The organism is Streptomyces sp. Ag82_O1-12 (genome assembly GCF_900182715.1).
In the GTDB taxonomy this organism is placed as follows: Bacteria; Actinomycetota; Actinomycetes; order Streptomycetales; family Streptomycetaceae; genus Streptomyces; species Streptomyces massasporeus.
Genome location: NZ_FXUW01000001.1, coordinates 5,362,613 through 5,385,572 on the forward strand (window position 1 = coordinate 5,362,613; position 22,960 = coordinate 5,385,572).

Here is a 22,960-nt window from a genome sequence, read left to right on the forward strand (position 1 = left end):
CTCCTTCGTGAGGGTGTGTGAGGCCTCTCGTCCGAGTACCCCATCTGCACTCCACGCTACGGAGACGAAGGGGGCAAAGCGTCGCTCCACGGGGCGATCCCGACCCTGGGAATCGTCGGGGTCCGACCCTGAGCCGGCTCCTCCGGGGCCAGGGGCGCGCGGAGCGAGCGGGCGGTGGTGCGGCGGCGCAGCCAGGAGCGGCCCGCCGGGACCAGCGCGAGATGCGCGAGGGCCACGCCCAGGGTGTTCAGGAACAGCGAGTCGACGTCGACGACCTGGCCGGGCACGCCCGTCTGCAACAGCTCGATGCCCCAGGACAGCAGGGCGCCGGCCGTGACGGTGCGCAGCAGGGACGCCAGCGGCGAGACGACCGGTCTGCCACCGACCAACGGCAGCAGCACACCCAGCGGGGCGAGCAGGGCCAGCCCCTCGCCGATCCGCCGGGCCGCCTCCGGCCAGCCCAGGGCGAGATCGGCCCGGATACCGGCGAACGGCCGCAGATTGGCGGGCATCACCCAGGGCACGTCCAGTGGCCGCAGCGTGAACCAGGCGACGAACGCGAGGTGGGCGACGAGGAGGACACCCCCTGTCACACGGATGCGGAACGCGGCGCTGCCGCCGATGGAGCCTTGACGCTGCACGACCCCCAAGACGCCGCCTCCGGCAGGATCGGTTCCGGGATGGGCCCCGGTTGCCCTGTGAGGCATACGCCACAGGCGGGGCGGATCACTCCCCGGCCGCGTCCTTCGAGGGCGGTTCCGTGCCGCCCGGCCGGGCCCGCACCTCGTCGGTGCACTCGTAGCGGCGCGGGGAGTCGGCGCCCGGCCCGCCCAGGACCACCGAGCCGTCCCCCTCGGCCGCCGCCGAGTCGGAGAAGGTGCAGACGACCTGCGCGAGGGCGTACGAGGTGAGGCCGGCCGGTGCGGTGCTCAGCCGCAGCGTGTCGTCCGGGTCGCCGGGGCGCGGCCCGCCGACGGTGATGCCGCCGCGCACGTCCGTGCTGTAGCCGGCCTCCTTCTCGGCGGCCGACGTGGGTGCGGCGAGCTGGTCCAGCAGGCCCTGCGCGACCAGGATGCGCCGCTCGGAGTCGGCCGCGCCGTCCGGGACCCGCACGGTCCGGTCGACGGTCACCAGCGACGACCCGCACAGCAGGAACACCTGCACCGGCAGCCCGCGGGCCGCCTGCGTGGAGACGTCCGGCTCGGCGAGCGAGCACTGCACCCGCGAGGGCGCCGGCCCGAAGTTCGTCGGCACCTCCGTGGCCCGGATCCCGCAGCCGGCCAGCAGCACGGCGAGCGCCGGAACGGCCAGCAGACGGGGCACGGCCGCGCGACGTGCGGTCATCATGCGTCCCCCTTCGTGTCCTCGCCCTGGGGCCGGTCGGTGTCGCTCCCGGGCGTCAGCCCGTCCTCGGCGGACTGCTCCTCCGCGGGGGAGGTGCCGCGCGGCAGCCGCAGTGTGAACACCGCACCCGAATCGGGCGAGTTGGCCGCGGTGATCTCGCCGCCGTGGATGTGGGCGTTCTCCAGCGCGATGGACAGTCCCAGGCCGCTGCCCTCGGAACGCGGCCGGGAGGCGCTGGCCTTGTAGAAGCGGTCGAAGACGTGCGGCAGGACGTCCTCCGGGATGCCGGGCCCGTGGTCCCGCACCTCGATGACGATGCTGTCGTCCGCCTCCCGCACGGACACCCGCACCGGGGAGCCGCCGTGCTTGAGCGCGTTGCCGATGAGGTTGGCCAGGATGACGTCCAGGCGCCGCGGATCCAGCCGGGCGTGCAGGCCACGCTCGGCGTCCAGCTCGACCGCGTCCAGCCAGGCACGGGCGTCGATGCAGGCGGTGATCTGGTCGGCGAGGTCGACGTCGTCCAGGACGAGCCGGGCGGTGCCCGCGTCAAAACGCGTGACCTCCATCAGGTTCTCGACCAGGTCGTTCAGCCGCCGCGTCTCGCTGACCACCAGCCGGACGGCGGGCTCGATCATCGGGTCCATGCTGCCGGTCTCCGCCTCCAGCTCCTCCTCGAGCACCTCCGTCACGGCGGTGATCGCGGTGAGCGGCGTCCGCAGCTCGTGGCTCATGTCCGCCACGAACCGCCGGGACGCCTCGTCGCGGCCGGCCATGTCGGCGACCCGTTTCTCCAGCGCCTCGGCCGCGTTGTTGAACGTCCGCGACAGATCGGCGAGTTCATCCGTCCCGGACACCCGCAGCCGGGTGTCCAGCTTGCCCTCGCCGAGCCGCCGCGCGGCCGCCCCCAGCCGCTGCACCGGCTTCAGCACGGTCGTCGCCGCGGCCTGCGCGAGCAGCGCCGAGCCGATCAGCGCGAGCCCCGTGGCGATGCCCAGCGACCAGGCCAGCGAGTTGAGGTCCTTGGCCTCCGGCTCCAGCGACTTGAGCATGTAACCGGTCGGGCCGCCGCCGATCACCCGCGTACCGGCCACCAGGTACGGGGTGTCGTGGTCGACTATGCGCTGCCAGTACAGGTGGTACGGGTGCTTGTTGGCCCCGTCGACCTTCTGCGTCCGGTTCACCGCCGTGCGCAGCGACTTCGGCACGTCCTGGAGCGAGAAGCCGTTCAGCCCGCCGGAGCTGCCGTAGACGGTCCGGCCCTCGGTGTCGCGGCCGACCAGCAGCACGCTGAAGCGCTGGTCGCTGCCCGCCATCTGGCCCGCGGTGTGCTGCAGTTCGTCCTGCGTCGGACGTTCGGGCAGCGCGCCCGCCCGGTTCTGCATCTCCTGCTCGAAGTCGCGCAGCACGGCGTCCTGGGTGCGGGTGAGCACCGCCTCGCGGTTGAGCCAGTACGCGATCCCCGACGCGGACACGGCGGCCGTCAGGGCCACCAGGCCGAAGACGACGACCAGCCGCAGCCGCAGGCTGGTGAAGCGCAGCCCCGACAGAACTCCCTTGCGCGCCCCGGTCCAGCCGTGGGCCCCCCCTTGGTGCGCCTGGGTCACTGAGGCGCGTCCAGCCGGTAGCCGACACCCCGCACGGTACGGATCAGCGTCGGGGACGACGGCACGTCCTCGACCTTGGCGCGCAGCCGCTGGACACACGCGTCCACGAGCCGCGAGTCGCCCAGGTAGTCGTGCTCCCACACCAGCCGCAGCAACTGCTGCCGGGACAGCGCCTGGCCCGGCCGCCGGCTCAGCTCCAGCAGCAGCCGCAGCTCGGTCGGCGTGAGCTGGAGGTCCTCGCCGTTCTTCGTCACGGTCATCGCCGAGCGGTCGATGACGAGGCTGCCGAAGCTCGCCGCGTCGTTCGACTCCCGCTCGCCGCGCCGCAGCACGGCCCGGATCCGGGCGTCGAGCACCCGCCCCTGGACCGGTTTGACGACATAGTCGTCGGCGCCGGACTCCAGCCCGACGACCACGTCGATGTCGTCGTTGCGCGCGGTCAGCAGGATGATCGGCAACTGGTCCGTGCGCCGGATGCGCCGGCACACCTCGAACCCGTCGATGCCGGGCAGCATCACGTCCAGCACGATCAGATCCGGCCGCTGCTCGCGAAGGAGCTTCAGACCGTCCTCACCGCTGGCAGCGGTCGCCACGCGGTGGCCCTGGCGCGTCAGTGAGAGCTCCAGGGCCGTCCGGATGGCGTCGTCGTCCTCGATCAGCAACAGGGAAGGCACGCGCTCATTCTGGCCCATGGAGGGCTCGGGGTTCGACCGGTGGGGCCCACTCGGTGCGGCCGGTACCGCCGACGCGTGTGCAGAAGCTGTGGTGGACCTGTGGCCGACCCCTGTGACAGGTCTGTGACAGTCGGCGGACACGGCCATGAAAGTGCCGCGGCAAGCTTCTCGGCACAGGCAAGGAAGCCCGCCCCAACCGGCGGGCCGCACAACGGAAGTCCACGACGGGGGGCGCGAGATGAACACGCTGCACGGCATCAGCACCAGCGCAGTTGTCACGCGTCTGCACGACGTGCACAGGGGTTCCGAGAAGTCCGGTGCCGATGGGGGCCCCTCCCGCGCGAGCGTAGCCGAGCGTGGGGGAGGGCGGGGGTGCGCTCGCGGTACCGGGCGTCAGCACACCGCGTTCATGACGGTGGTCGACGCACCCACGGGGGAGATCAACAAGGGGTCCGCGGCGGCAGCCGCCACGGGCACCGTCGGGGGAGCAGCGTACGGGGAGGGCTCGGGGGAGCGCCGTTCGCTGACGGAGGCGGAGTTCACCGCCTACGTCAAGGAGCGCCGCGCCTCCCTGTACGCGACCGCCTACCACCTCACCGGTGACCGCTTCGAGGCCGAGGACCTGCTGCAGAGCGCGCTGTTCTCGACCTACCGGGCGTGGGACCGGATCAGTGACAAGGCGGCGGTCGGCGGATACCTCCGCCGCACCATGACCAACCTGCACATCAGCGCCTGGCGGCGCCGCAAGCTCAACGAGTACCCGACCGAGGAACTGCCGGAGACGCCCGGTGACACGGACGCGATGCGCGGCACCGAGCTGCGCGCGGTCCTGTGGCAGGCGCTGGCCCGGCTGCCCGAACTCCAGCGCACCATGCTGGTCCTGCGCTACTACGAGGGCCGCACGGACCCGGAGATCGCGGAGATCCTCGACATCAGTGTCGGCACGGTGAAGTCCAGCATCTGGCGGTCGCTCCGCCGGCTGCGCGAGGACGAGGTCCTCAGCTTCGGCCGTGACGAGGAGGACGCCTTCGGCGAGCTTGTCGCCTGAAGGTTCGGGGGGGGAGCACCACAAGGGGGCCCACGGGGGAACTGCGGGGACGCTGGGGGGCGTCTTGGCAGGAGAGTGGGGAACTGCGGAGGCGCTGGGGGGCGTCTCGGCAGGGCAGTGGGGGACTCGGGGGAGGACAACGGGGGAGTGCGGAAGCGGGACTGGAGGGCCGGGGGGTCCGTCCGGTCCCGCTTTCCTTTGTGCCCTGACCGTGCCCTGACCGTGTCCTACCGGTCAGGCCGCCGTACGGAGGCTCGCGCACCGGCCGGCCGCCGCTGCCGCCAGGCGGCCCATCGCCTCGTCGCGGTCGCAGACGTACGCGCCCAGCGCCGTCTGGTGGGCGACGATCGTGCGCTCCTGCCGCATCAGGCGCCAGCCGCGGCGCAGCAGGAACGGCACCGACTTGCGGCCCTCCTTCAGATCCCGCAGGAACCGGCGGCGGAAGGTCTTCACCGGGCCGCGACTCAGGCACAGCGCGTCGGCGAGGACGCCGAGTTCGCGGCAGCGCGTGACGATCTCCGCGGCGAAGATGCCCTCCGCGATGAACAGCGGGGTCCGCCCGATGTCGACCGTCTCCACGCCGGTGCGGGCGCTGAGCGAGAGGTCGTAGAGGGGAACGTCCGTACGGCCCGTGCGGCACAGCCGGGCGATCGCGGCGACGGCGGTGTCCGCGTCCCACGAGTCGGGGTGGTCCCAGTCGATGTCGGAGCTCTCCGCCACGAGCGGCAGCGTCGGGTCGGCGGCCTCCTTGTAGAAGTCGTCGAGCCGGAGCACCGGGAGACCGGAGCGGGCCGCGAGGAGGGACTTGCCGGAGCCGGAAGGGCCGCAGAGCAGCACGACTCGCGTCGGTATGGCCAGAGGAGAACTCACGGGACACCAGTGTGAGGCATCCACCGGGGGCCGTACGACCCCGCGGGTCGCCTTTGATGCGCGCGTCACACCTCAACTACCCTCGGTCCCGACACGATTACCCAGTGCATCAGAAGGTGGCAGCCATGGCCCGACACGACTCTCCCAAGAAGCCGGCCGCCCAGCGTGCCCTGGCCGTCCTCGCGACCGCGGGCGTGGCACTGGGGGCGGGCACCGCGTCCGCCGCGGCGGACACCGAGTCGATCCTCGGCGTGGTGAATTCCCGCCCCTCCTCCCTCGGCAAGATCGACCCGCAGTCCGGCCTCCAGGCCGCGACCGGCACCCTCGGCTACGTCACCGGCCCGGTCGCCGGCCTCAAGCCCAACCCGCTCGCCGGCACCGGAGTCGACCCGCTCGACAACGGCATCGGCACCGACCTGGCCGACTTCAAGCCCATGACGTCCCAGGCGCTGACCGGGCCGGTGGCGCAGGCGCAGTCGATCGGGAGCATCCCGGTGGTGGGGCAGGCGGCCGGACTGCTGTCGCAGCAGTAGTTCACCGGCCCCGCAGCGGGACCTCCCGGACCAGCCACGCCACCGCGAACGCCGCGGCGCACAGGACGGCCGTGCCGAGCGCGACACCGTGCAGGCCGTCCACCACGCCTGTCCGGAACGCGTCCCGGGCCGGCTCCGGCAGGTCCCGCAACAGCCCGGGTGTCAGCTCCCCTTCGGTCACCCGACCGCCGTCGGCACCGAGCCGGTCCGTCACGCCGGCCGTGAGCCTGCTGGTGTAGACGGATCCGAGGACGGCGACGCCGAGGGAGCCGCCGATGGTGCGCAGCAGTGTCTGCGTGCCGCTGGCCGCGCCCATGTCGCGGGGCTCGGCGCTGTTCATCGTGAGGAGCATCGCCGGCTGCATCAGACAGCCGATGCCCACGCCCAGCACCAGCGTCAGGCCGGAGGTGACGGGCGCCGTCGTGGCCGCGCCGAGCGTGAGCAGTGACAGTGCCCCCACCGAGGCGAGCGCGCCGCCCGCGATCGGATAGCCGCGGTAGCGCCCGCCGTCGGCGATCCGACGGCCGATGGCGAGCTGGGCACCCATCATGCCCAGCATCAGCGGGAGGAGCAGCAGGCCGCTCTCGGTGGAGGACACGTCCCGGACGAACTGCAGGTACTGGGGCAGATAGCTCGCCGCCGCCAGCATGGCCGCACCCGTGACGAAACTGAGTACCTGGGCCACCGTGAAGTTCCGGTCCCGGAACAGCCGGGGCGGGATCACCGGCTCCGGTGCGCGCCGCTCGACCAGCACGAAGGCGGCCAACGTGACCACACAGACCAGGGCGAGCCCGATGATCTGCGGTGACGTCCAGGCGTACGTCGTCCCCGCCCAGCTCGCCAGCAACGTCAGGGCGAGGATCGCGCCGGTGAGCAGCCCCGCCCCCGCCAGGTCGATCGGCGCCTTCACGCGTGCCGCGCGCAGCCGCACCCCGTGGCCGATGAGGGCGAGCGCGACGGCGCCGACCGGGAGGTTGACGTAGAAGACCCAGCGCCAGTCCAGGTGGTCGGTGAGGAAGCCGCCGACCAGGGGGCCGCCGATCATCGCGGCGGGCAGCAGAACCCCGATCAGTGACTGGGCGCGTCCGGCCTCGGCCGGGGTGAGCAGCGTGCCGATGAGGGAGAGCGCCCCCACGAACAGGCCGCCCGCGCCGATCCCCTGCAAGGCCCGAAAGGCGATCAACTGGCCCATGTCCTGGGCGAGTCCGCACAGCACCGAACCGGCCAGGAACACGGAGATCGAGGTGAGGTAGCTGCCCTTGTGGCCGTACAGGTCGCCGAGTTTGCCCCATACCGGGGTGGAGACGGCCGTGGTCAGCAGGTAGGCGGTGAGCACCCAGGAGAGGTGGTCGAGGCCGCCCAGGTCACCCACGATGGTGGGCAGCGCGGTGCCGACGACGGTCCCGTCGAGGGTGGCGAGCACGATGCCGAGCAGCAGACCGAGGATGACGAGCCGGGAAGGCGGGGCGGCCGGGCGGGTGGCCTCGCCGTCGGCGGTCGCCGTGGCGCGTGTGTTCATGGTTCCCCCTGTTTCGCGGTCGGTGGTCAGGCGACATAGCGGCGAACGGACGTGGCGTCCCGCACGGCGTGGCCCCACCAGGCGAGCTGGTCGAGCAGGGCCTTCGCGGCGGTGTGAGCGGCGGGGTCCTTGCAGGCGCCGTCCTCGTCGAAGCGGCTCCAGACGTCGTGGAAGCTGACGGTGTTGCGGATGGTCATGGCGTTCACCTCGGCCATGACGACACGCAGCTGCTCCACCGCGCGCAGGCCGCCGGACAGGCCACCGTAGGAGACGAAGCCGACCGGCTTGCCGTGCCACTCCTCGCCGTGCCAGTCGATCGCGTTCTTCAGGGACGCCGGGAAGCTGTGGTTGTACTCGGGCGTGACGAGGACGAAGGCGTCGGCCGCGGCGAGGCGGGGTGAGACGAGGGCCAGTTGCTCCCGGGAGCCAGGCGGCGGCTGCTGACCGAACGCCGGAAATACGGTCGGCAGTGGCGTCTCGGCGAGGTCGACGACGTCGGCCGTCAGGTCGTCGCGCTGCTCGAGATGGCCGGTCAGCCACTTGGCGACCACGGGGGCGAAGCGCCCCTCGCGGGTCGAGCCGACGAGGACGGCGACGCGGAGCGGTTCGATGCGGACGGGCATGGGTCTCCCCCTGAAGGTGTACGGCGTATCGCTGCGCGTACAACGTACACAGCAATGTGTACGCCGTCTACTAGAGATACACTGTACGCGATACATCGACCCGGGAGGAGTGGACCATGGCGGTCACGAAGAAGGAGGGCGAGGAGAGCGGGGCCGAGGGGCCCTCTCTCTGGGAGCGCCTGGAGCGGCCCGCGCCCCTCCCGCGCGCCTCACTGACGCTGGAGCGGATCGCCGCCGCCGCGGTCGAGATCGCCGACGAGGAGGGCGGCGCCGCCGTCACCATGCGCCGCCTCGCTGCCAAGCTGGGCGTCGCCCCCATGGCGGCCTACCGGCATGTCAACGGCAAGGACGACCTCTGGGCGCTCATGATCGACCGGGTCTCCCGCGACCTAGTCGTCCCGGAGGGCGCGACGGACTGGCGGGAGGTGCTGCGCTGCTACGCCCTGCAGACCCGGGAGCTGATGCTCGCCCACCCGTGGATGGCGGTCATGCCCACCCCCGTCATCATGCTCACACCGTCACGGGTGGCCGTGGCGGAACGGCAGCTGGCCGCGCTCGCCGTCTGCGGCTTGGACGCCGACAAGGTGATGGCCGCCTTCCGGGCCGTCACCTCCTTCGTGCACGGCTCGACCCAGACCGAGATCGCCCTGCGTGACTACCAGGAACGCCACGGCTGGACCAGCGGTGACGAGACCCGCCAGGCGCTCGCCCCGCAGATGCGCTACCTGATGAGCACGGGCCGCTACCCGGCCTTCGAGCAGTACGCCCTCGGTGCGACCCGCAAGGACGACCGGGCCTGGGAGTTCGCGTTCGGCCTCGACTGTGTGCTCGACGGCATCGGGCAGCGCCTCGGGATCTGACGGGCAGCACGCGGCGCACGCGGCGCACGCGAGAAGCCCCGGCCCTCCTGGACGGAGGAAGGCCGGGGCTTCGGCTGTGAGGGGCGTCTAGTACGAGGAACCCGACGCGCCCAGTGACCCCGTGGGGTGCCAGACCGTCTTGGTCTCCAGGAACGCCGTGAGGCGGTCGATGCCGGGAGTCTCCGCGTAATCCACAGGCTGTGGACGGAGAACCCGCTTGAGGTTGTCGGCCGCCGCGATCTCCAGTTCCTTCGCGAGGATCTCGTCGGCGCCCGCGAGGTCGATCGCGTTGACGTCCTGGTGGGCCGCCAGCGGGGTGGCGATCTCGGCCGTACGGCCCGACAGGACGTTGACCACGCCACCGGGGACGTCCGAGGTGGCCAGGACCTCGGCCAGGGACAGGGCGGGGAGCGGGGCGTTCTCGCTCGCCACCACGATCGCCGTGTTGCCGGTCGCGATCACCGGGGCGAGCACCGACACCAGGCCCAGGAACGACGACTCCTGCGGCGCCAGGACGGCGACCACGCCCGTCGGTTCGGGGGAGGACAGGTTGAAGAACGGGCCCGCGACCGGGTTGCCGCCGCCGACGACCTGGGCGATCTTGTCGGTCCAGCCCGCGTACCAGACCCAGCGGTCGATCGTCGCGTCCACGACAGCGGCCGCCTTGGACTTCGACAGGCCCTCCGCGTCGGCCACCTCACGGGTGAACTGGCCCCGGCGGCCCTCCAGCATCTCGGCGACGCGGTAGAGGACCTGGCCGCGGTTGTACGCCGTCGCCCCGGACCAGCCGCCGAACGCCTTGCGCGCCGCGACGACCGCGTCACGGGCGTCCTTGCGGGACGACAGCGGCGCGTTCGCCAGCCACTTGCCCTTCCCCGCCGCGCCAGCGGCCGATGTCTTCGTGGTCACCTCGTACACCCGGCCGCTCTCGGAACGCGGGAACTTCCCGCCGACGTACAGCTTGTAGGTCTTGAAGACAGTCAGGCGGTCAGACATCGAGGTACGCCTCCAGGCCGTGACGGCCGCCCTCGCGGCCGAAGCCCGACTCCTTGTAACCGCCGAACGGCGACGTCGGGTCGAACTTGTTGAACGTGTTGGACCAGACGACACCCGCGCGGAGCTTGTTCGCGACCGCCAGGATGCGCGAGCCCTTCTCCGTCCAGATGCCGGCGGACAGGCCGTACGGCGTGTTGTTGGCCTTGGCGACCGCCTCGTCCGGAGTGCGGAAGGTCAGCACCGACAGCACCGGGCCGAAGATCTCGTCGCGGGCGATCCGGTGCGCCTGGGTGACGTTCGTGAACAGCGTCGGGGCGAACCAGTAGCCGCTCTCCGGCAGCTCGCACGCCGGCGACCAGCGCTCGGCACCCTCCGCCTCGCCCTCCTCGACGAGGGAGGTGATGCGGGTGAGCTGCTCCTCGGAGTTGATCGCGCCGATGTCGGTGTTCTTGTCCAGCGGGTCGCCGAGGCGCAGCGTGGACAGGCGGCGCTTCAGGGACTCCAGGAGCTCCTCCTGGATCGACTCCTGCACCAGCAGGCGGCTGCCGGCGCAGCAGACCTGGCCCTGGTTGAAGAAGATGCCGTTGACGATGCCCTCGACGGCCTGGTCGATCGGGGCGTCGTCGAAGACGATGTTCGCGCCCTTGCCGCCCAGTTCCAGCGTGACCTTCTTGCGGGTCCCGGCGACCGTGCGGGCGATCTCCTTGCCGACGGCCGTGGAGCCGGTGAAGGCGACCTTGTTCACGTCGGGGTGGGCGATCAGCGCGGCGCCGGCGTCGCCGTAGCCCGGGAGGATGTTGACGACGCCCTTGGGCAGACCCGCCTGGCGGCAGATGTCCGCGAAGAACAGCGCCGACAGGGGGGTGGTCTCGGCCGGCTTGAGGACGACCGTGTTGCCGGTCGCGAGGGCCGGGGCGATCTTCCACGCCAGCATCAGGAGGGGGAAGTTCCAGGGGATGACCTGGCCCGCCACGCCCAGCGGCCGCGGGTTCGCCCCGTAGCCGGCGTGGTCGAGCTTGTCGGCCCAGCCCGCGTAGTAGAAGAAGTGCGCGGCGACCAGGGGCAGGTCGGCGTCGCGCGTCTCCTTGATCGGCTTGCCGTTGTCGAGGGTCTCGAGGACGGCGAGCTCGCGGGAGCGCTCCTGGATGATGCGGGCGATGCGGAAGAGGTACTTCGCGCGCTCCGCGCCCGGGAGCGCCGACCACTTCTCGAAGGCCCGGCGCGCGGCCTTCACCGCGCGGTCGACGTCCTCGGAACCGGCCTGGGCGATCTCGGAGAGGACCTCCTCGGTGGACGGGGAGACGGTCTTGAAGACCTTGCCGTCCGCCGCCTCGACGAACTCGCCGTCGATGAACAAGCCGTACGAGGGCGCGATGTCGGCGATCGCGCGCGACTCGGGGGCCGGGGCGTATTCGAATACCGATGACACGTTTTGCCTGTTCATGGGGTCTCAGTCCACCGTCACGTAGTCGGGGCCGGAGTAGCGGCCGGTGGCCAGCTTCTGGCGCTGCATCAGCAGGTCGTTCAGCAGCGACGAGGCGCCGAAGCGGAACCAGTGGTTGTCCAGCCAGTCCTCGCCCGCGGTCTCGTTGACCAGCACGAGGAACTTGATGGCGTCCTTGGAGGTGCGGATGCCGCCCGCCGGCTTCACACCGACCTGGATGCCGGTCTGGGCGCGGAAGTCGCGGACGGCCTCCAGCATGAGGAGGGTGTTCGCGGGGGTGGCGTTCACCGCGACCTTGCCGGTGGAGGTCTTGATGAAGTCCGCGCCCGCCAGCATCCCGAGCCAGCTCGCGCGGCGGATGTTGTCGTACGTCGAGAGCTCGCCCGTCTCGAAGATGACCTTCAGGCGCGCGGAGGTCCCGCAGGCCTCCTTGACGGCGGTGATCTCGTCGTACACCTTCAAGTATCGACCCGAGAGGAACGCCCCGCGGTCGATGACCATGTCGATCTCGTCGGCACCGGCGGCGATGGCGTCCCGCACGTCGGCCAGCTTGACGTCGAGCGCGGCGCGGCCGGCCGGGAACGCCGTGGCCACCGAGGCGACCTTCACGGTCGAGCCGGCGACGGCCTCCTTGGCCACGGCCACCATGTCGGGGTAGACGCAGACCGCCGCGGTGGCGGGCGTCGTACGGTCCGTCGGGTCGGGCTTGACCGCCTTCGCGCCGAGCGCCCGGACCTTGCCCGGGGTGTCCGCGCCTTCCAGCGTCGTCAGGTCGACCATCGAGATCGCGAGGTCGATGGCGTACGCCTTCGCGGTCGTCTTGATCGAACGGGTGCCGAGGGAGGCCGCGCGGCCCTCGAGTCCGACCGCGTCGACGCCGGGGAGCCCGTGGAGGAAGCGGCGCAGCGCGCTGTCGGACGAGGCGACGTCCTTGAGGGGGTGAGCTGCGGTGAGTGCAGAACTGGGCATGGTCACCAGACGAGCATATCTACGCGCGTAGCGGCTGTACAGTCCCCGGTTCTCTTCGACGGGGTCCTAAGGATGTCCAAGGGGTCCCCAAGGGGTCCCTGGTGGCCGGGGTGGTCTTCGGGGAGGGGGCGGAGGTCCGGGGCCGGGCGGGTCCGGCAGAATCGAGACATGACGAGCCCCGAACCCCAGTCCCCGGCGCCGCAGCCTCCGGAGCCCGAGTCCAAGGACCGGGTCTACCGGTCGGTCCCGGCCATCGCCGGTGGCGTGCTGCTGCTCGCCATCACCGGGTGGCTCGGAATCGACGCGATCGTCTCGGGGGAGGGGCGCACGCCGTGGCTCGCGCTCGCCGTGCTGCTCCTCGTCGTGCCGCTCGTCATCGCCTTCACGCTTCGGCCCGCCGTGTACGCCGGCGACGACCGGCTGCGGATCCGCAACCCCTTCCGCCTCGTCGTCGTGCCCTGGGGGCAGGTCGCCTCGCTGCGCTCCTCCTACTCGAACGAGGTCCTCACCGAGACCGGCGCGAAGTACCAGCTGTGGGCCGTGCCCGTCTCGCTGCGCGCCCGCAAGAAGGCCGCGCGGCGCGACATGCGGGCGACCGCGCAGGCCCGCCGGGAGATGGGGCGGGAGGAGGGCCGTGGCAGCGCGCTCGGGATGCGGGCGGGACTGGACGGAGGCCTCGGCGGGCACTCCGTCTCCGATGGGCCCGCGCGGGCCGAGACCGACCGGATCATGGACGAGCTGCGCGGGCTGCGCGAGGCGCGGCACCAGGCGGAGTCGGCGCGGGGCGAGGTCACCGTGCGGTGGGCCTACGAGGTGCTGGCGCCGGCGCTGGCGGGGGCGGTGCTGGTGCTGATCCTGGTGGTGGTGGGCTGAGGTCCCGGGGGCCGGTCGTGCTGATCTTGGTGGTGGTGGGCTGAGGTCCGGGGGTCGGCGGTGCTGATCCTGGTGGCGACGGGCTGAGGTCCGCGGGGCCGGTCGTGCTGATCTTGGTGGTGGTGGGCTGGGGCCCCGGGGGCCGGTCGTGCTCATCCTGGTGGTGATGGGCCTGTGGTGCGGCGGTCCGCCAAGCTCATCCCGGTGGTGATGGGCTGACGGCCCGGCGGCCGGCCGTGGCGGCCGGAGCCTTTCCGGCGCCGTGGCGCCCTCCGGAAAAGCGGTGGAGTATGTGCCTCCCCGCGCCTAGGTTCGGGGCATGAGTACCCGTACCTTCCGTGTCACCGTCCGGGGCGTGTTCGACGGGCTGAGCGCCGAGCAACGCGCCGGGCTGCTGGAGCGGGCCGCCGAGCACGACATGCTGCGCGCCGCGTTCACACCCGAGGGGAGCCTGACGTACGACGTGGCCGTGCGGCCCGCCTTCACGTTCCGCTTCCTCGACTCCGGGGAGGCCGAGGAGGACATCCTGGAGGCGACCGAGCGGGCCGAGGAGTCGGCGCGGGCGTGGCTGGAGCAGCGCGGGTACGGCTACAAGAAGCTCCGGTCCACCGCCGAGGACCTCTCCCAGGCGCCTCTCGGCAAGCGGCAGCGGCGGGAGGCCGCCCGGAAGGGTTTCTGAGTCCTCGGCGGGGGGATCGACCGGGGGATCTGCGGGAGAGGGGAGCGGCGGTGGTACGGGGCCTCGGCCCTCAGATGCCCGCCGCCGTCGACAGGTCGCGCTTGATCGACTCCAGCAGTGCCGTCGCCTTCGCGCGGGCCGCCGGAAGGTCATTGTGGGACCCGACCGGGATCACGACCTCCAGGTAGCACTTCAGCTTCGGCTCCGTGCCGCTCGGGCGGACGATCACCCGGGCGCCGTCGAGGGTGTAGCGCAGACCGTCCGTGGGCGGGAGTTCGGCCGTGCCCTTGGTGAGATCGTCCGTGCGGGTGATCGGCAGGCCGGCCAGCTCCGTCGGGGGCTGTTCGCGCAGGCGCCGCATCGCGGCGGCGATGAGGGACAGGTCCTCGACGCGGACCGAGAGCTGGTCCGTGGCGTGCAGGCCGTGCTCCACCGCCAGGTCGTCCAGCAGGTCGAGGAGGGTGCGGCCCTCCTCCTTGAGCTGGGAGGCCAGTTCCGTGATCAGCAGCGCGGCCGTGATGCCGTCCTTGTCGCGCACGCCCTCGGGGTCCACGCAGTAGCCGAGGGCCTCCTCGTAGCCGTAGCGCAGGCCCTCGGCGCGGGCGATCCACTTGAAGCCGGTGAGGGTCTCGACGTGCGGGAGGCCCGCCTTCTCGGCGATACGGCCGAGGAGGGACGACGAGACGATCGACTCCGCGAAGGTGCCGGTCGCTCCGCGGCGGACCAGGTGGGCGGCGAGCAGGGCGCCGACCTCGTCGCCGCGCAGCATGCGCCAGTCGGTGCCGTCTGTGGCGTCGGTTCCGTCCTGTACGGCGACGGCGCAGCGGTCCGCGTCCGGGTCGTTGGCGATGATCAGGTCCGGGGCGGCTTCGCCGGAGAGCGCGCGTGCCGTCGCGAAGGCCAGGTCCATCGCGCCGGGCTCCTCCGGGTTGGGGAACGCGACGGTCGGGAACTCCGGGTCGGGGTCGGCCTGCTCCGCGACGAGGACCGGGGCCGGGAAGCCGGCGCGGGCGAAGGCGGCCAGGAGGACGTCCTTGCCGACGCCGTGCATCGCCGTGTACACCGTGCGGGCCGTGCGGGGGGAACCCTCGGAGAGGACGGCGTCGGTGCGGGCGAGGTAGGCGTCCAGGACGCTGTCGTCGAGGGTCTCCCAGCCTTCGGTGGGGCGCGGGACGGTGGTGAGGGACCGGACTGCGGCGATCTCCGCCGCGATGTCGATGTCCGCCGGGGGGACGATCTGGGAGCCGTCGCCGAGGTAGACCTTGTAGCCGTTGTCGCGGGGCGGGTTGTGGCTGGCCGTGACCTCCACGCCGGCGACCGCGCCGAGGTGCCTTATCGCGAAGGCGAGCACGGGGGTCGGGAGGGGGCGGGGGAGGACGGCCGCGCGCAGGCCGGCACCGGTCATGACGGCGGCGGTGGTCTGGGCGAAGTCGTGGGACTTGTGGCGGGCGTCGTAGCCGATGACGACGAGGCCGTTGTCGTGGCCCTGCTTCTTGAGGTACGCCGCGAGGCCGGCGGCGGCGCGGATGACGACCGAGCGGTTCATGCGCATGGGGCCGGCGCCGAGTTCGCCGCGGAGGCCGGCGGTGCCGAACTGGAGGGTGCCGCTGAAACGGGCGGCGAGTTCGGTTTCGTCCTTGGCGTCGATGAGGCGGGCCAGCTCGGTGCGGGTGTCCGGGTCGGGGTCCTCGGCGAGCCACGCCTGGGCCTGTGCGATGAGTTCGTCGTGCACGGTGTGGGGTCAGCCTCTCCGGTGTGGTGGCGTGCGGTGCGGTGTGGTGTGCCGGTGGCGTGATGGGGGTGCGCGTCTTCGCCTGACGCCGGGTGGTGGGTCGGGGCCGCGCCGGGGTGTCCGTCCTCGGAACGGCGCGATGGACCTTCATACCGACTGACTGTCCGTTGACGCGCCAACCGCTGCGGGCGGACACTCCCCGACACGTCCCCTTCCCGCCGTACGCGGGTGCGGGTGTGTCCCGCTCGCCGCCCGTGGGTGCCGGCGGTCCTGTCCCTGTGCCGCTGTGGGTGGCCGGGGGTGCAACCCCCTAGGGGCGCGGGGAACTGCGCGACCAGCCAGTACGGGCCCGCGGACCGCCTCGCCTCCTCAGAGGCGGCCGAGGACCTGCGCGAGCAGGGAACCCATGCGGGTCGCGGAGTCGCGGCCGGCCTGGAGGACCTCCTCGTGGTTCAGGGGCTCACCCGTCATGCCCGCGGCGAGGTTGGTGACGAGGGAGATGCCCAGGACCTCGGCGCCCGCCTCGCGCGCGGCGATCGCCTCGAGGACCGTCGACATGCCCACCAGGTCCGCACCGATGACCCGGGCCATACGGATCTCGGCGGGAGTCTCGTAGTGCGGGCCGGGGAACTGGGCGTAGACGCCCTCCTCCAGCGTCGCGTCGACCTCCTTGCACAGGGCCCGCAGACGCGGGGAGTACAGGTCGGTGAGGTCGACGAAGTTCGCGCCGATGATGGGGGAGGTGGCGGTGAGGTTGATGTGGTCGCTGATGAGGACCGGCTGGCCGGGGCGCATGCCCTCGCGCAGGCCGCCGCAGCCGTTGGTGAGGACGACCGTCTTGCAGCCGGCCGAGACCGCGGTGCGGACGCCGTGGGCGACCGCCGCCACCCCGCGGCCCTCGTAGTAGTGCGTACGGCCCAGGAAGACCAGGGCGCGCTTGTTGCCGATCCGGTACGAGCGGATCTTGCCGCCGTGGCCCTCCACCGCCGGGGGCGGGAAACCGGGGAGCTCGGTGACCTGGAACTCGGCCTCGGGTGCGCCCAGCGCGTCCACGGCCGGGGCCCAGCCGGAGCCCATCACGAGGGCGACGTCGTGGGTCTCGGCGCCCGTCAGTTCGCGCAGGCGGGCCGCGGCGGCGTCGGCGGCCGTGTGGGGGTCGCCCTGGATGTCGTCCGGAAGAAGAGATGCGTTCACGCCGATGAGGGTAGCCGCTGTTTGCCTACGCGCGTAGATGGCAGAGCTCACGGGGTGGCGATCGTTGTCTTGTCGTTTCCGACGAGGGGGTGTGGCGCGGGCTGCCGTCAGCAGGGGCGCTTGCGCAGCTCCATCACGTAGTCGTGAGGAGCGCCGGCCGACTCGGCCGCGTCGGCGATCTCGCCCAGGTAGCGGGCGGAGGGCAGGCCGCCCTCGTAGGCGTTCAGGGCGAAGGCCCAGGCGGATTCCTCGCCGTCCAGGGTGTGGACCCGTACGCGCGCACGCCGGTAGATGTCGAGGCCCACGCCCTCCCAGCGGTCGAGGGACTCCTCGTCCATCGGGGCGATGTCGTAGAGGGAGACGAAGACCTGGGAGAGCGGGTCCTCCACGATGGTCGGCAGTGCGCCCTCCCAGCCCATGTGCTCGCCGCCGAAGGTCAGTCGCCATCCGTTCAGCCAGCCGGTGGCGCGCAGTGGCGAGTGCGGGGCGCGGCGGGACATCAGCCGCGCGTCGAGGTTGCCGGCGTACGCGGCGTAGAGCGACATGGGGGAAGGGTACGGCAGGCGGCCCCGGCGTCACTGTCGTAACAACAGGCGCATCGGCAGGCCCCCGGGGCGGTGGCACGCGGAGCGGTGCGGGACAATGGAGTACGTGACTCGGATCGTGATCATCGGTGGCGGACCCGGCGGATACGAAGCGGCCCTGGTGGCCGCTCAACTCGGCGCGGAGGTGACCGTCGTCGACTGCGACGGTCTGGGCGGGGCGTCGGTGCTCACCGACTGCGTGCCGTCGAAGACCTTGATCGCCACGGCCGAGGTGATGACCACCTTCGACTCCTCCTACGAGGAGCTGGGGATCATCGTCGCCGACGACACCCCTCCCATGGAGCAGGCCGCCCGGGTCGTGGGCGTCGACCTGGGGAAGGTCAACCGGCGTGTGAAGCGGCTCGCGCTCGCCCAGTCGCACGACATCACCGCCTCCGTGACGCGCGCCGGGGCGCGTGTCATGCGCGGGCGCGGGCGCCTGGAGGGCATGCAGGCGCTCGACGGGTCGCGCAAGGTCGTGGTGCGCACCGCCGACGGGAGTGAGGAGACCCTGACGGCTGACGCCGTGCTCATCGCCACCGGCGGGCACCCCCGCGAGCTGCCCGACGCCCTGCCCGACGGTGAGCGGATCCTGAACTGGACCCAGGTGTACGACCTCGACGAGCTGCCCGAGGAGCTCATCGTGGTCGGATCCGGTGTGACCGGTGCCGAGTTCGCGGGTGCCTACCAGGCGCTCGGGTCGCGGGTGACGCTCGTGTCGTCGCGCGACCGGGTGCTGCCGGGGGAGGACCCGGACGCGGCCGCCGTGCTGGAGGACGTCTTCCGGCGGCGCGGCATGAACGTCATGGGGCGCTCCCGCGCGCAGTCCGCCAAGCGGGTCGGGGACCGGGTCGAGGTCACCCTCGCCGACGGGCGGGTCATCACCGGCTCGCACTGCCTCATGGCCGTCGGCGCCGTGCCCAACAGCGCGGGCATGGGTCTCGAGGACGCCGGTGTCCGGCTGCGCGAGTCCGGCCACATCTGGACCGACAAGGTCTCGCGCACGACCGCTCCGGGCGTGTACGCCGCCGGCGACGTGACCGGCGTGTTCGCCCTCGCCTCCGTGGCCGCCATGCAGGGCCGCATCGCCATGTACCACTTCCTGGGCGACGCAGTGGCCCCGCTGAACCTCAAGACGGTCTCGTCGAACGTCTTCACCGACCCGGAGATCGCCACCGTCGGCTACACCCAGGCCGACGTCGACGGCGGGAAGATCGACGCCCGGGTCGTGAAGCTGCCGTTGCTGCGCAACCCGCGCGCGAAGATGCAGGGCATCCGCGACGGCTTCGTCAAGATCTTCTGCCGGCCGGGCACGGGGATCGTGGTGGGCGGTGTCGTCGTGGCGCCGCGCGCCTCGGAACTGATCCACCCCATCTCGATCGCGGTCGACAACAATCTGACCGTCGAACAGATCGCGAACGCCTTCACCGTCTACCCCTCGCTGTCGGGCTCGATCGCCGAAGTGGCACGGCAGTTGCACACGCGCAAGGAGAACGGCGACGGCTGAGGCCGAAATCGACTCCTCCCTGGTCACGGGGAGTGTTCGACCATTCGTACGGCATAGGCGGCGAGACTAGGCCCGTATACCACTTCCCGCTGCTCGGTGCGAACATCTTCTGCTATTCAGCGCAAACTGCTGAAAGCAGACGGTCGCTGGCGTTACTGTCAGTTTCGTGTTCGCTGCAGAACGTCGCCAATTGATCCTCGAAATGGTGCGAGCGAACGGGGCCGTGTCGCTCCGTGAGCTCGCCCGCGTCGTCCAGACCTCCGAAGTGACCGTACGGCGGGACGTGCGCGCGCTGGAGGCAGAAGGACTCCTCGACCGCCGGCACGGCGGTGCGGTACTGCCGGGCGGTTTCACGCGGGAGTCCGGCTTTCCGCAGAAGTCTCATCTCGCGACCGCCGAGAAGACCGCCATCGCCGACCTCGCCGCGAATCTCGTGGAAGAGGGGGAGGCGATCGTGGTCGGGGCGGGTACGACGACCCAGGAGCTGGCCCGCCGGCTGGCCCGGGTCCCCGGCCTGACCGTCGTCACCAACTCGCTCCTGGTGGCGCAGGCCCTGGCCCACGCCAACCGGGTCGAGGTCGTGATGACCGGCGGTACGCTGCGCGGTTCCAACTACGCCCTGGTCGGGAGTGGTGCGGAGCAGTCCCTGCACGGGTTGCGGGTGTCGCGGGCGTTCCTGTCCGGGAGCGGGTTGACCGCCGAGCGTGGTCTGTCCACGTCCAACATGCTGTCGGCGTCCGTCGACCGGGCGTTGGTGCAGGCGGCCGCGGAGGTCGTGGTCCTCGCCGACCACACCAAACTCGGTACCGACACCATGTTCCAGACCGTGCCGACGGATCTCATCACGCGCCTCGTCACGGACGAGCCGCCGGCGCACGACGACCGTGCCGCCACGGAACTCCAGGCGCTTGCCGACCAGGGTGTGCAGATCACTGTCGCCGGGGGGCAGGGGGGTTCTGCCGGAGCGGCGGCGGGGGGCCCGGGGGGTGATGCGGTCTCGGCGCGCCAGCAGCGCCGGGATGTGCCGTTGCCCGGGCCTCGGCGGCAGGTGCCGGGGGCTGGTGGGCAGTTGAGGTCCGCCTCTGCCTCGATGCTGGGTGAGCAGGGGCCCGGGGCGGAGCGGGCGCGGGTGGCTGATCTGCGGCGGCGATGAGGCCGGCGGTTCCCCCGGCGGTGAGTTTCGTCGCTGTCGGCGTGTCGCGCACCCGGCGTTGTCGCTGAGGCCGGGCGGGTTCCCCGACCCGGCGTCGGGGGGTCCCGCTGCGTCGGTGCTGAGGCCGGGTGGGTCCGCAGCCCGGCGGAACGGGGTGCCCGTGGCTGGGGCAGCCCTCGTGGGCAAGCAGCGTGAAGCGGAACGGGCCCGCGGCCCTAGGTCCATGACGGGCAAGTCACGACGGGCCCGCAGCCACGGTCCTGCGACGGCCGGGCGAGTCAGGATGCTCCCGAGGCCATAGGCCCATGACGCCCACCGGGCGAGTCACGCCCGGCCCGCAGCCGTAGGACTGTGATCGCACCGGGCGAGTCACGCCCCGGCCCGCAGCCGTAGGACTGCGATCGCGCTGGGCGAGCCACGACGCTCCCGCAGCCGCCGGCCGACACAAGGGGCCGTGTCGGGGGGTGTCCGCCCGCAGCGGTTGGCGCGTCAACGGACAGTTGGTCGGTATCCGACCCCATCGCGCCGTTCCGAGGACGGACACCCCCCGGCGCGGTCCCGACTCGGGACCGCGCCGGGGGCGTCCGTCCACCCAGTCGGCGCGGCCCCAACCAGGGCCGCACCGTGGGCGTCCGTCCACCTAGTCGGCGCGGTCCCGACTCGGCGCCGCACCGTGGGCGTCCGTCCACCCAGTCGGCGCGGCCCCAACCAGGGCCGCACCGTGGGCGTCCGTCCACCTAGTCGGCGCGGTCCCGACTCGGGACCGCGCCGGGGGCGTCCGTCCACCCAGTCGGCGCGGCCCCCAACCAGGGCCGCATCGTAGGCGTCCGTCCACGCAATCGGCGCGGCCCCCAACCAGGGCCGCGCCGAAGGTGTTCGTCCGTTGAGCTGAGGGGCGTCAGTCCTTGATCTCGCAGATCGCCGCGCCCGACGTCACCGACGCGCCGATCTCCGCGCTCAGGCCCTTGATCGTGCCCGACCGGTGCGCGTTGAGGGGCTGCTCCATCTTCATGGCCTCCAGGACGACGATCAGATCGCCCTCCTTGACCTCCTGGCCCTCCTCCACGGCCACCTTGACGATGGTGCCCTGCATCGGGGACGCGAGGGTGTCGCCGGAGGCGACGGGGCCCGACTTCTTCGCCGCGCGGCGCTTCGGCTTGGCGCCCGCCGCGAGGCCCGTGCGGGCCAGGGACATGCCCAGCGACGTCGGCAGGGAGACCTCGAGGCGCTTGCCGCCGACCTCGACGACGACCGTCTCGCGGCCCGGCTCCTCGTCCGCGTCCGCATCGGCCGGCGCGGCGAACGGCTTGATCTCGTTGACGAACTCCGTCTCGATCCACCGCGTGTGCACCGTGAACGGGTCCGACGAGTCCGTGAGCTCGGGCGCGAACGCCGGGTCCTTCACCACCGCACGGTGGAACGGGATCGCCGTAGCCATGCCCTCGACCTGGAACTCCTCCAGCGCACGGGCGGCCCGCTGCAGCGCCTCCTTGCGCGTGCGGCCGGTGACGATCAGCTTGGCCAGCAGGGAGTCCCACGCCGGGCCGATGACCGAGCCGGACTCCACGCCCGCGTCCAGACGGACACCCGGGCCGGACGGCGGGGCGAACGTCGTGACCGTGCCGGGCGCCGGGAGGAAGTTGCGGCCCGGGTCCTCGCCGTTGATGCGGAACTCGAAGGAGTGGCCGCGCAGCTCCGGGTCGCCGTAGCCGAGCTCCTCGCCGTCGGCGATGCGGAACATCTCGCGCACGAGGTCGATGCCGGCGACCTCCTCGGTGACCGGGTGCTCCACCTGGAGACGGGTGTTGACCTCCAGGAAGGAGATCGTGCCGTCGAGGCCGACGAGGAACTCGACCGTGCCGGCGCCGACGTAGCCGGCCTCCTTCAGGATCGCCTTGGAGGCGGAGTACAGCTGCTCCACCTGCGCGTCGGACAGGAAGGGGGCCGGGGCCTCCTCCACCAGCTTCTGGTGGCGGCGCTGCAGGGAGCAGTCACGGGTGGAGACGACGACCACGTTGCCGTGCCGGTCGGCCAGGCACTGGGTCTCCACGTGCCGCGGCTTGTCCAGGTACCGCTCGACGAAGCACTCGCCCCGGCCGAACGCGGCGACGGCCTCACGGACCGCCGAGTCGTACAGCTCCGGCACCTCTTCGAGGGTGCGGGCGACCTTCAGGCCACGACCGCCACCACCGAAGGCGGCCTTGATCGCGATCGGCAGGCCGTGCTGCTCGGCGAACGCGACGACCTCGTCGGCACCGGACACCGGGTCGGGCGTACCGGCCACCAGCGGGGCACCCGCGCGCTGCGCGATGTGCCGGGCGGCGACCTTGTCACCGAGGTCGCGGATCGCCTGCGGCGGCGGGCCGATCCAGATCAGGCCCGCGTCCAGGACCGCCTGCGCGAACTCGGCGTTCTCGGAGAGGAAGCCGTAGCCCGGGTGGATGGCGTCCGCGCCGGACTCGCGGGCGGCGTTGAGCACCTTCTCGATGTCGAGATAGCTGGTGCCCGGCGTGTCACCGCCCAGGGCGAACGCCTCATCCGCGGCGCGGACATGCAGAGCGTCCCGGTCCGGGTCGGCGTAGACGGCCACGCTCGCGATACCGGCATCCCGGCAGGCCCGGGCCACGCGGACAGCGATTTCGCCACGGTTGGCGATGAGCACCTTGCGCACGATTGAGGCTCCCTCCTTGAAACAAGCCGAGTTTAGGGACTGCCGACACGACACTTCGACCCGTCCCCAGTGGTGAGCTTGCC

21 protein-coding genes are annotated in these 22,960 nt (G+C 72.0%); 7 read left to right on the top strand and 14 right to left on the bottom strand.

Going from position 1 to position 22,960, the window contains the following annotated elements; all coding sequences use genetic code 11:
• Positions 1–56 precede the first annotated feature (56 nt).
• The 4 genes from QOL88_RS24740 to afsQ1 form a co-directional block, all read right to left on the bottom strand.
• On the bottom strand, positions 57–641 hold the full coding sequence (locus QOL88_RS24740) for a VanZ family protein (RefSeq protein ID WP_097223167.1): 585 nt from the start codon (positions 639–641) through the stop codon (positions 57–59).
• 85 nt (positions 642–726) lie between these two features.
• Positions 727–1,344 (bottom strand): hypothetical protein, encoded by a 618-nt coding sequence (locus QOL88_RS24745; RefSeq protein ID WP_097223168.1) that lies wholly within the window; start codon positions 1,342–1,344, stop codon positions 727–729.
• Positions 1,344–2,948, bottom strand: coding sequence for an ATP-binding protein (locus QOL88_RS24750; RefSeq protein ID WP_097219616.1), 1,605 nt, complete (start codon positions 2,946–2,948; stop codon positions 1,344–1,346). The genes QOL88_RS24745 and QOL88_RS24750 overlap by 1 nt, the downstream gene beginning before the upstream one ends.
• Positions 2,945–3,622 (bottom strand): two-component system response regulator AfsQ1, encoded by a 678-nt coding sequence (gene afsQ1 / locus QOL88_RS24755; protein ID WP_097219620.1) that lies wholly within the window; start codon positions 3,620–3,622, stop codon positions 2,945–2,947. Before afsQ1 ends, QOL88_RS24750 begins: the two co-directional genes overlap by 4 nt.
• A 238-nt stretch (positions 3,623–3,860) precedes the next feature.
• Here afsQ1 and QOL88_RS24760 point away from each other — a divergent pair, with 238 nt between their 5' ends.
• Positions 3,861–4,670: a SigE family RNA polymerase sigma factor gene (locus QOL88_RS24760; RefSeq protein WP_097219623.1), complete on the top strand. Its 810-nt coding sequence runs from the start codon at positions 3,861–3,863 to the stop codon at positions 4,668–4,670.
• A gap of 234 nt (positions 4,671–4,904) precedes the next feature.
• Here QOL88_RS24760 and QOL88_RS24765 read toward each other — a convergent pair whose 3' ends face one another.
• Entirely contained in the window at positions 4,905–5,609 is a 705-nt protein-coding gene (locus QOL88_RS24765) for a uridine kinase family protein (protein ID WP_097219626.1), read from the bottom strand.
• 56 nt (positions 5,610–5,665) lie between these two features.
• On the opposite strand from QOL88_RS24765, the gene QOL88_RS24770 reads away from it, so the two are divergent.
• Complete coding sequence (locus QOL88_RS24770; protein WP_097219629.1) at positions 5,666–6,073, top strand: hypothetical protein; 408 nt, start codon at positions 5,666–5,668, stop codon at positions 6,071–6,073.
• 1 nt (position 6,074) lies between these two features.
• Here QOL88_RS24770 and QOL88_RS24775 read toward each other — a convergent pair whose 3' ends face one another.
• Together QOL88_RS24775 and QOL88_RS24780 are read right to left on the bottom strand one after the other, a co-directional pair.
• A complete protein-coding gene (locus tag QOL88_RS24775; RefSeq protein WP_179878948.1) occupies positions 6,075–7,592 on the bottom strand; it encodes an MDR family MFS transporter in 1,518 nt (505 codons plus the stop codon).
• A gap of 26 nt (positions 7,593–7,618) precedes the next feature.
• A complete protein-coding gene (locus QOL88_RS24780; protein ID WP_097219635.1) occupies positions 7,619–8,215 on the bottom strand; it encodes an NADPH-dependent FMN reductase in 597 nt (198 codons plus the stop codon).
• Between the two features lie 116 nt (positions 8,216–8,331).
• Between QOL88_RS24780 and QOL88_RS24785 the strand changes: the two genes are divergently transcribed.
• Positions 8,332–9,075, top strand: coding sequence for a TetR/AcrR family transcriptional regulator (locus QOL88_RS24785; RefSeq protein ID WP_097219637.1), 744 nt, complete (start codon positions 8,332–8,334; stop codon positions 9,073–9,075).
• A gap of 87 nt (positions 9,076–9,162) precedes the next feature.
• On the opposite strand, the gene QOL88_RS24790 is transcribed toward QOL88_RS24785, so the two are convergent.
• From QOL88_RS24790 to deoC, 3 genes are read right to left on the bottom strand one after another with little or no spacing between them, the layout of a single operon-like run.
• The gene (locus tag QOL88_RS24790) at positions 9,163–10,071 is read right to left on the bottom strand and encodes an aldehyde dehydrogenase family protein (RefSeq protein WP_097219640.1); all 909 of its coding nucleotides are present in this window, start codon (positions 10,069–10,071) and stop codon (positions 9,163–9,165) included.
• Entirely contained in the window at positions 10,064–11,500 is a 1,437-nt protein-coding gene (locus QOL88_RS24795; protein WP_097219642.1) for an aldehyde dehydrogenase family protein, read from the bottom strand. The genes QOL88_RS24790 and QOL88_RS24795 overlap by 8 nt, the downstream gene beginning before the upstream one ends.
• A 21-nt stretch (positions 11,501–11,521) precedes the next feature.
• Positions 11,522–12,484, bottom strand: coding sequence for a deoxyribose-phosphate aldolase (gene deoC, locus QOL88_RS24800; RefSeq protein ID WP_097219645.1), 963 nt, complete (start codon positions 12,482–12,484; stop codon positions 11,522–11,524).
• Positions 12,485–12,652: 168 nt separating this feature from the next.
• On the opposite strand from deoC, the gene QOL88_RS24805 reads away from it, so the two are divergent.
• Positions 12,653–13,357: a PH domain-containing protein gene (locus tag QOL88_RS24805; RefSeq protein WP_097219648.1), complete on the top strand. Its 705-nt coding sequence runs from the start codon at positions 12,653–12,655 to the stop codon at positions 13,355–13,357.
• 319 nt (positions 13,358–13,676) lie between these two features.
• On the top strand, positions 13,677–14,036 hold the full coding sequence (locus QOL88_RS24810; protein ID WP_097219650.1) for a DUF6204 family protein: 360 nt from the start codon (positions 13,677–13,679) through the stop codon (positions 14,034–14,036).
• A 70-nt stretch (positions 14,037–14,106) separates the two neighbouring features.
• On the opposite strand, the gene QOL88_RS24815 is transcribed toward QOL88_RS24810, so the two are convergent.
• The 3 genes from QOL88_RS24815 to QOL88_RS24825 form a co-directional block, all read right to left on the bottom strand.
• Positions 14,107–15,768 (bottom strand): phospho-sugar mutase, encoded by a 1,662-nt coding sequence (locus QOL88_RS24815; protein ID WP_097219653.1) that lies wholly within the window; start codon positions 15,766–15,768, stop codon positions 14,107–14,109.
• Between the two features lie 369 nt (positions 15,769–16,137).
• Positions 16,138–16,962, bottom strand: a complete 825-nt coding sequence (locus tag QOL88_RS24820; RefSeq protein WP_097219657.1) for a purine-nucleoside phosphorylase — start codon at positions 16,960–16,962, stop codon at positions 16,138–16,140.
• A 107-nt stretch (positions 16,963–17,069) separates the two neighbouring features.
• Positions 17,070–17,507 carry a gamma-glutamylcyclotransferase family protein gene (locus QOL88_RS24825; protein WP_097219660.1) on the bottom strand — a complete coding sequence of 146 codons (438 nt, stop codon included), beginning with the start codon at positions 17,505–17,507 and terminating at the stop codon, positions 17,070–17,072.
• A 97-nt stretch (positions 17,508–17,604) separates the two neighbouring features.
• Between QOL88_RS24825 and QOL88_RS24830 the strand changes: the two genes are divergently transcribed.
• Both QOL88_RS24830 and QOL88_RS24835 read left to right on the top strand, forming a co-directional pair.
• Positions 17,605–19,053 (top strand): NAD(P)H-quinone dehydrogenase, encoded by a 1,449-nt coding sequence (locus tag QOL88_RS24830; protein ID WP_097219663.1) that lies wholly within the window; start codon positions 17,605–17,607, stop codon positions 19,051–19,053.
• Between the two features lie 166 nt (positions 19,054–19,219).
• Positions 19,220–20,206, top strand: coding sequence for a DeoR/GlpR family DNA-binding transcription regulator (locus QOL88_RS24835; RefSeq protein ID WP_097219665.1), 987 nt, complete (start codon positions 19,220–19,222; stop codon positions 20,204–20,206).
• Positions 20,207–21,104: 898 nt separating this feature from the next.
• On the opposite strand, the gene QOL88_RS24840 is transcribed toward QOL88_RS24835, so the two are convergent.
• Positions 21,105–22,877, bottom strand: coding sequence for an acetyl/propionyl/methylcrotonyl-CoA carboxylase subunit alpha (locus tag QOL88_RS24840; RefSeq protein ID WP_097219667.1), 1,773 nt, complete (start codon positions 22,875–22,877; stop codon positions 21,105–21,107).
• Between the last annotated feature and the right edge of the window lie 83 nt (positions 22,878–22,960).

Bases quoted from the DNA above. Each gene is read 5' to 3' on its own strand.
- QOL88_RS24790 (WP_097219640.1), bottom strand. From the start codon at position 10,071: ATGTCTGACCGCCTGACTGTCTTCAAGACCTACAAGCTGTACGTCGGC.
- QOL88_RS24830 (WP_097219663.1), top strand. From the start codon at position 17,605: ATGGAGTACGTGACTCGGATCGTGATCATCGGTGGCGGACCCGGCGGA.
- QOL88_RS24810 (WP_097219650.1), top strand. From the start codon at position 13,677: ATGAGTACCCGTACCTTCCGTGTCACCGTCCGGGGCGTGTTCGACGGG.
- QOL88_RS24780 (WP_097219635.1), bottom strand. From the start codon at position 8,215: ATGCCCGTCCGCATCGAACCGCTCCGCGTCGCCGTCCTCGTCGGCTCG.
- deoC (WP_097219645.1), bottom strand. From the start codon at position 12,484: ATGCCCAGTTCTGCACTCACCGCAGCTCACCCCCTCAAGGACGTCGCC.
- QOL88_RS24775 (WP_179878948.1), bottom strand. From the start codon at position 7,592: ATGAACACACGCGCCACGGCGACCGCCGACGGCGAGGCCACCCGCCCG.
- QOL88_RS24760 (WP_097219623.1), top strand. From the start codon at position 3,861: ATGAACACGCTGCACGGCATCAGCACCAGCGCAGTTGTCACGCGTCTG.
- QOL88_RS24805 (WP_097219648.1), top strand. From the start codon at position 12,653: ATGACGAGCCCCGAACCCCAGTCCCCGGCGCCGCAGCCTCCGGAGCCC.
- QOL88_RS24770 (WP_097219629.1), top strand. From the start codon at position 5,666: ATGGCCCGACACGACTCTCCCAAGAAGCCGGCCGCCCAGCGTGCCCTG.
- QOL88_RS24825 (WP_097219660.1), bottom strand. From the start codon at position 17,507: ATGTCGCTCTACGCCGCGTACGCCGGCAACCTCGACGCGCGGCTGATG.
- QOL88_RS24745 (WP_097223168.1), bottom strand. From the start codon at position 1,344: ATGACCGCACGTCGCGCGGCCGTGCCCCGTCTGCTGGCCGTTCCGGCG.
- QOL88_RS24785 (WP_097219637.1), top strand. From the start codon at position 8,332: ATGGCGGTCACGAAGAAGGAGGGCGAGGAGAGCGGGGCCGAGGGGCCC.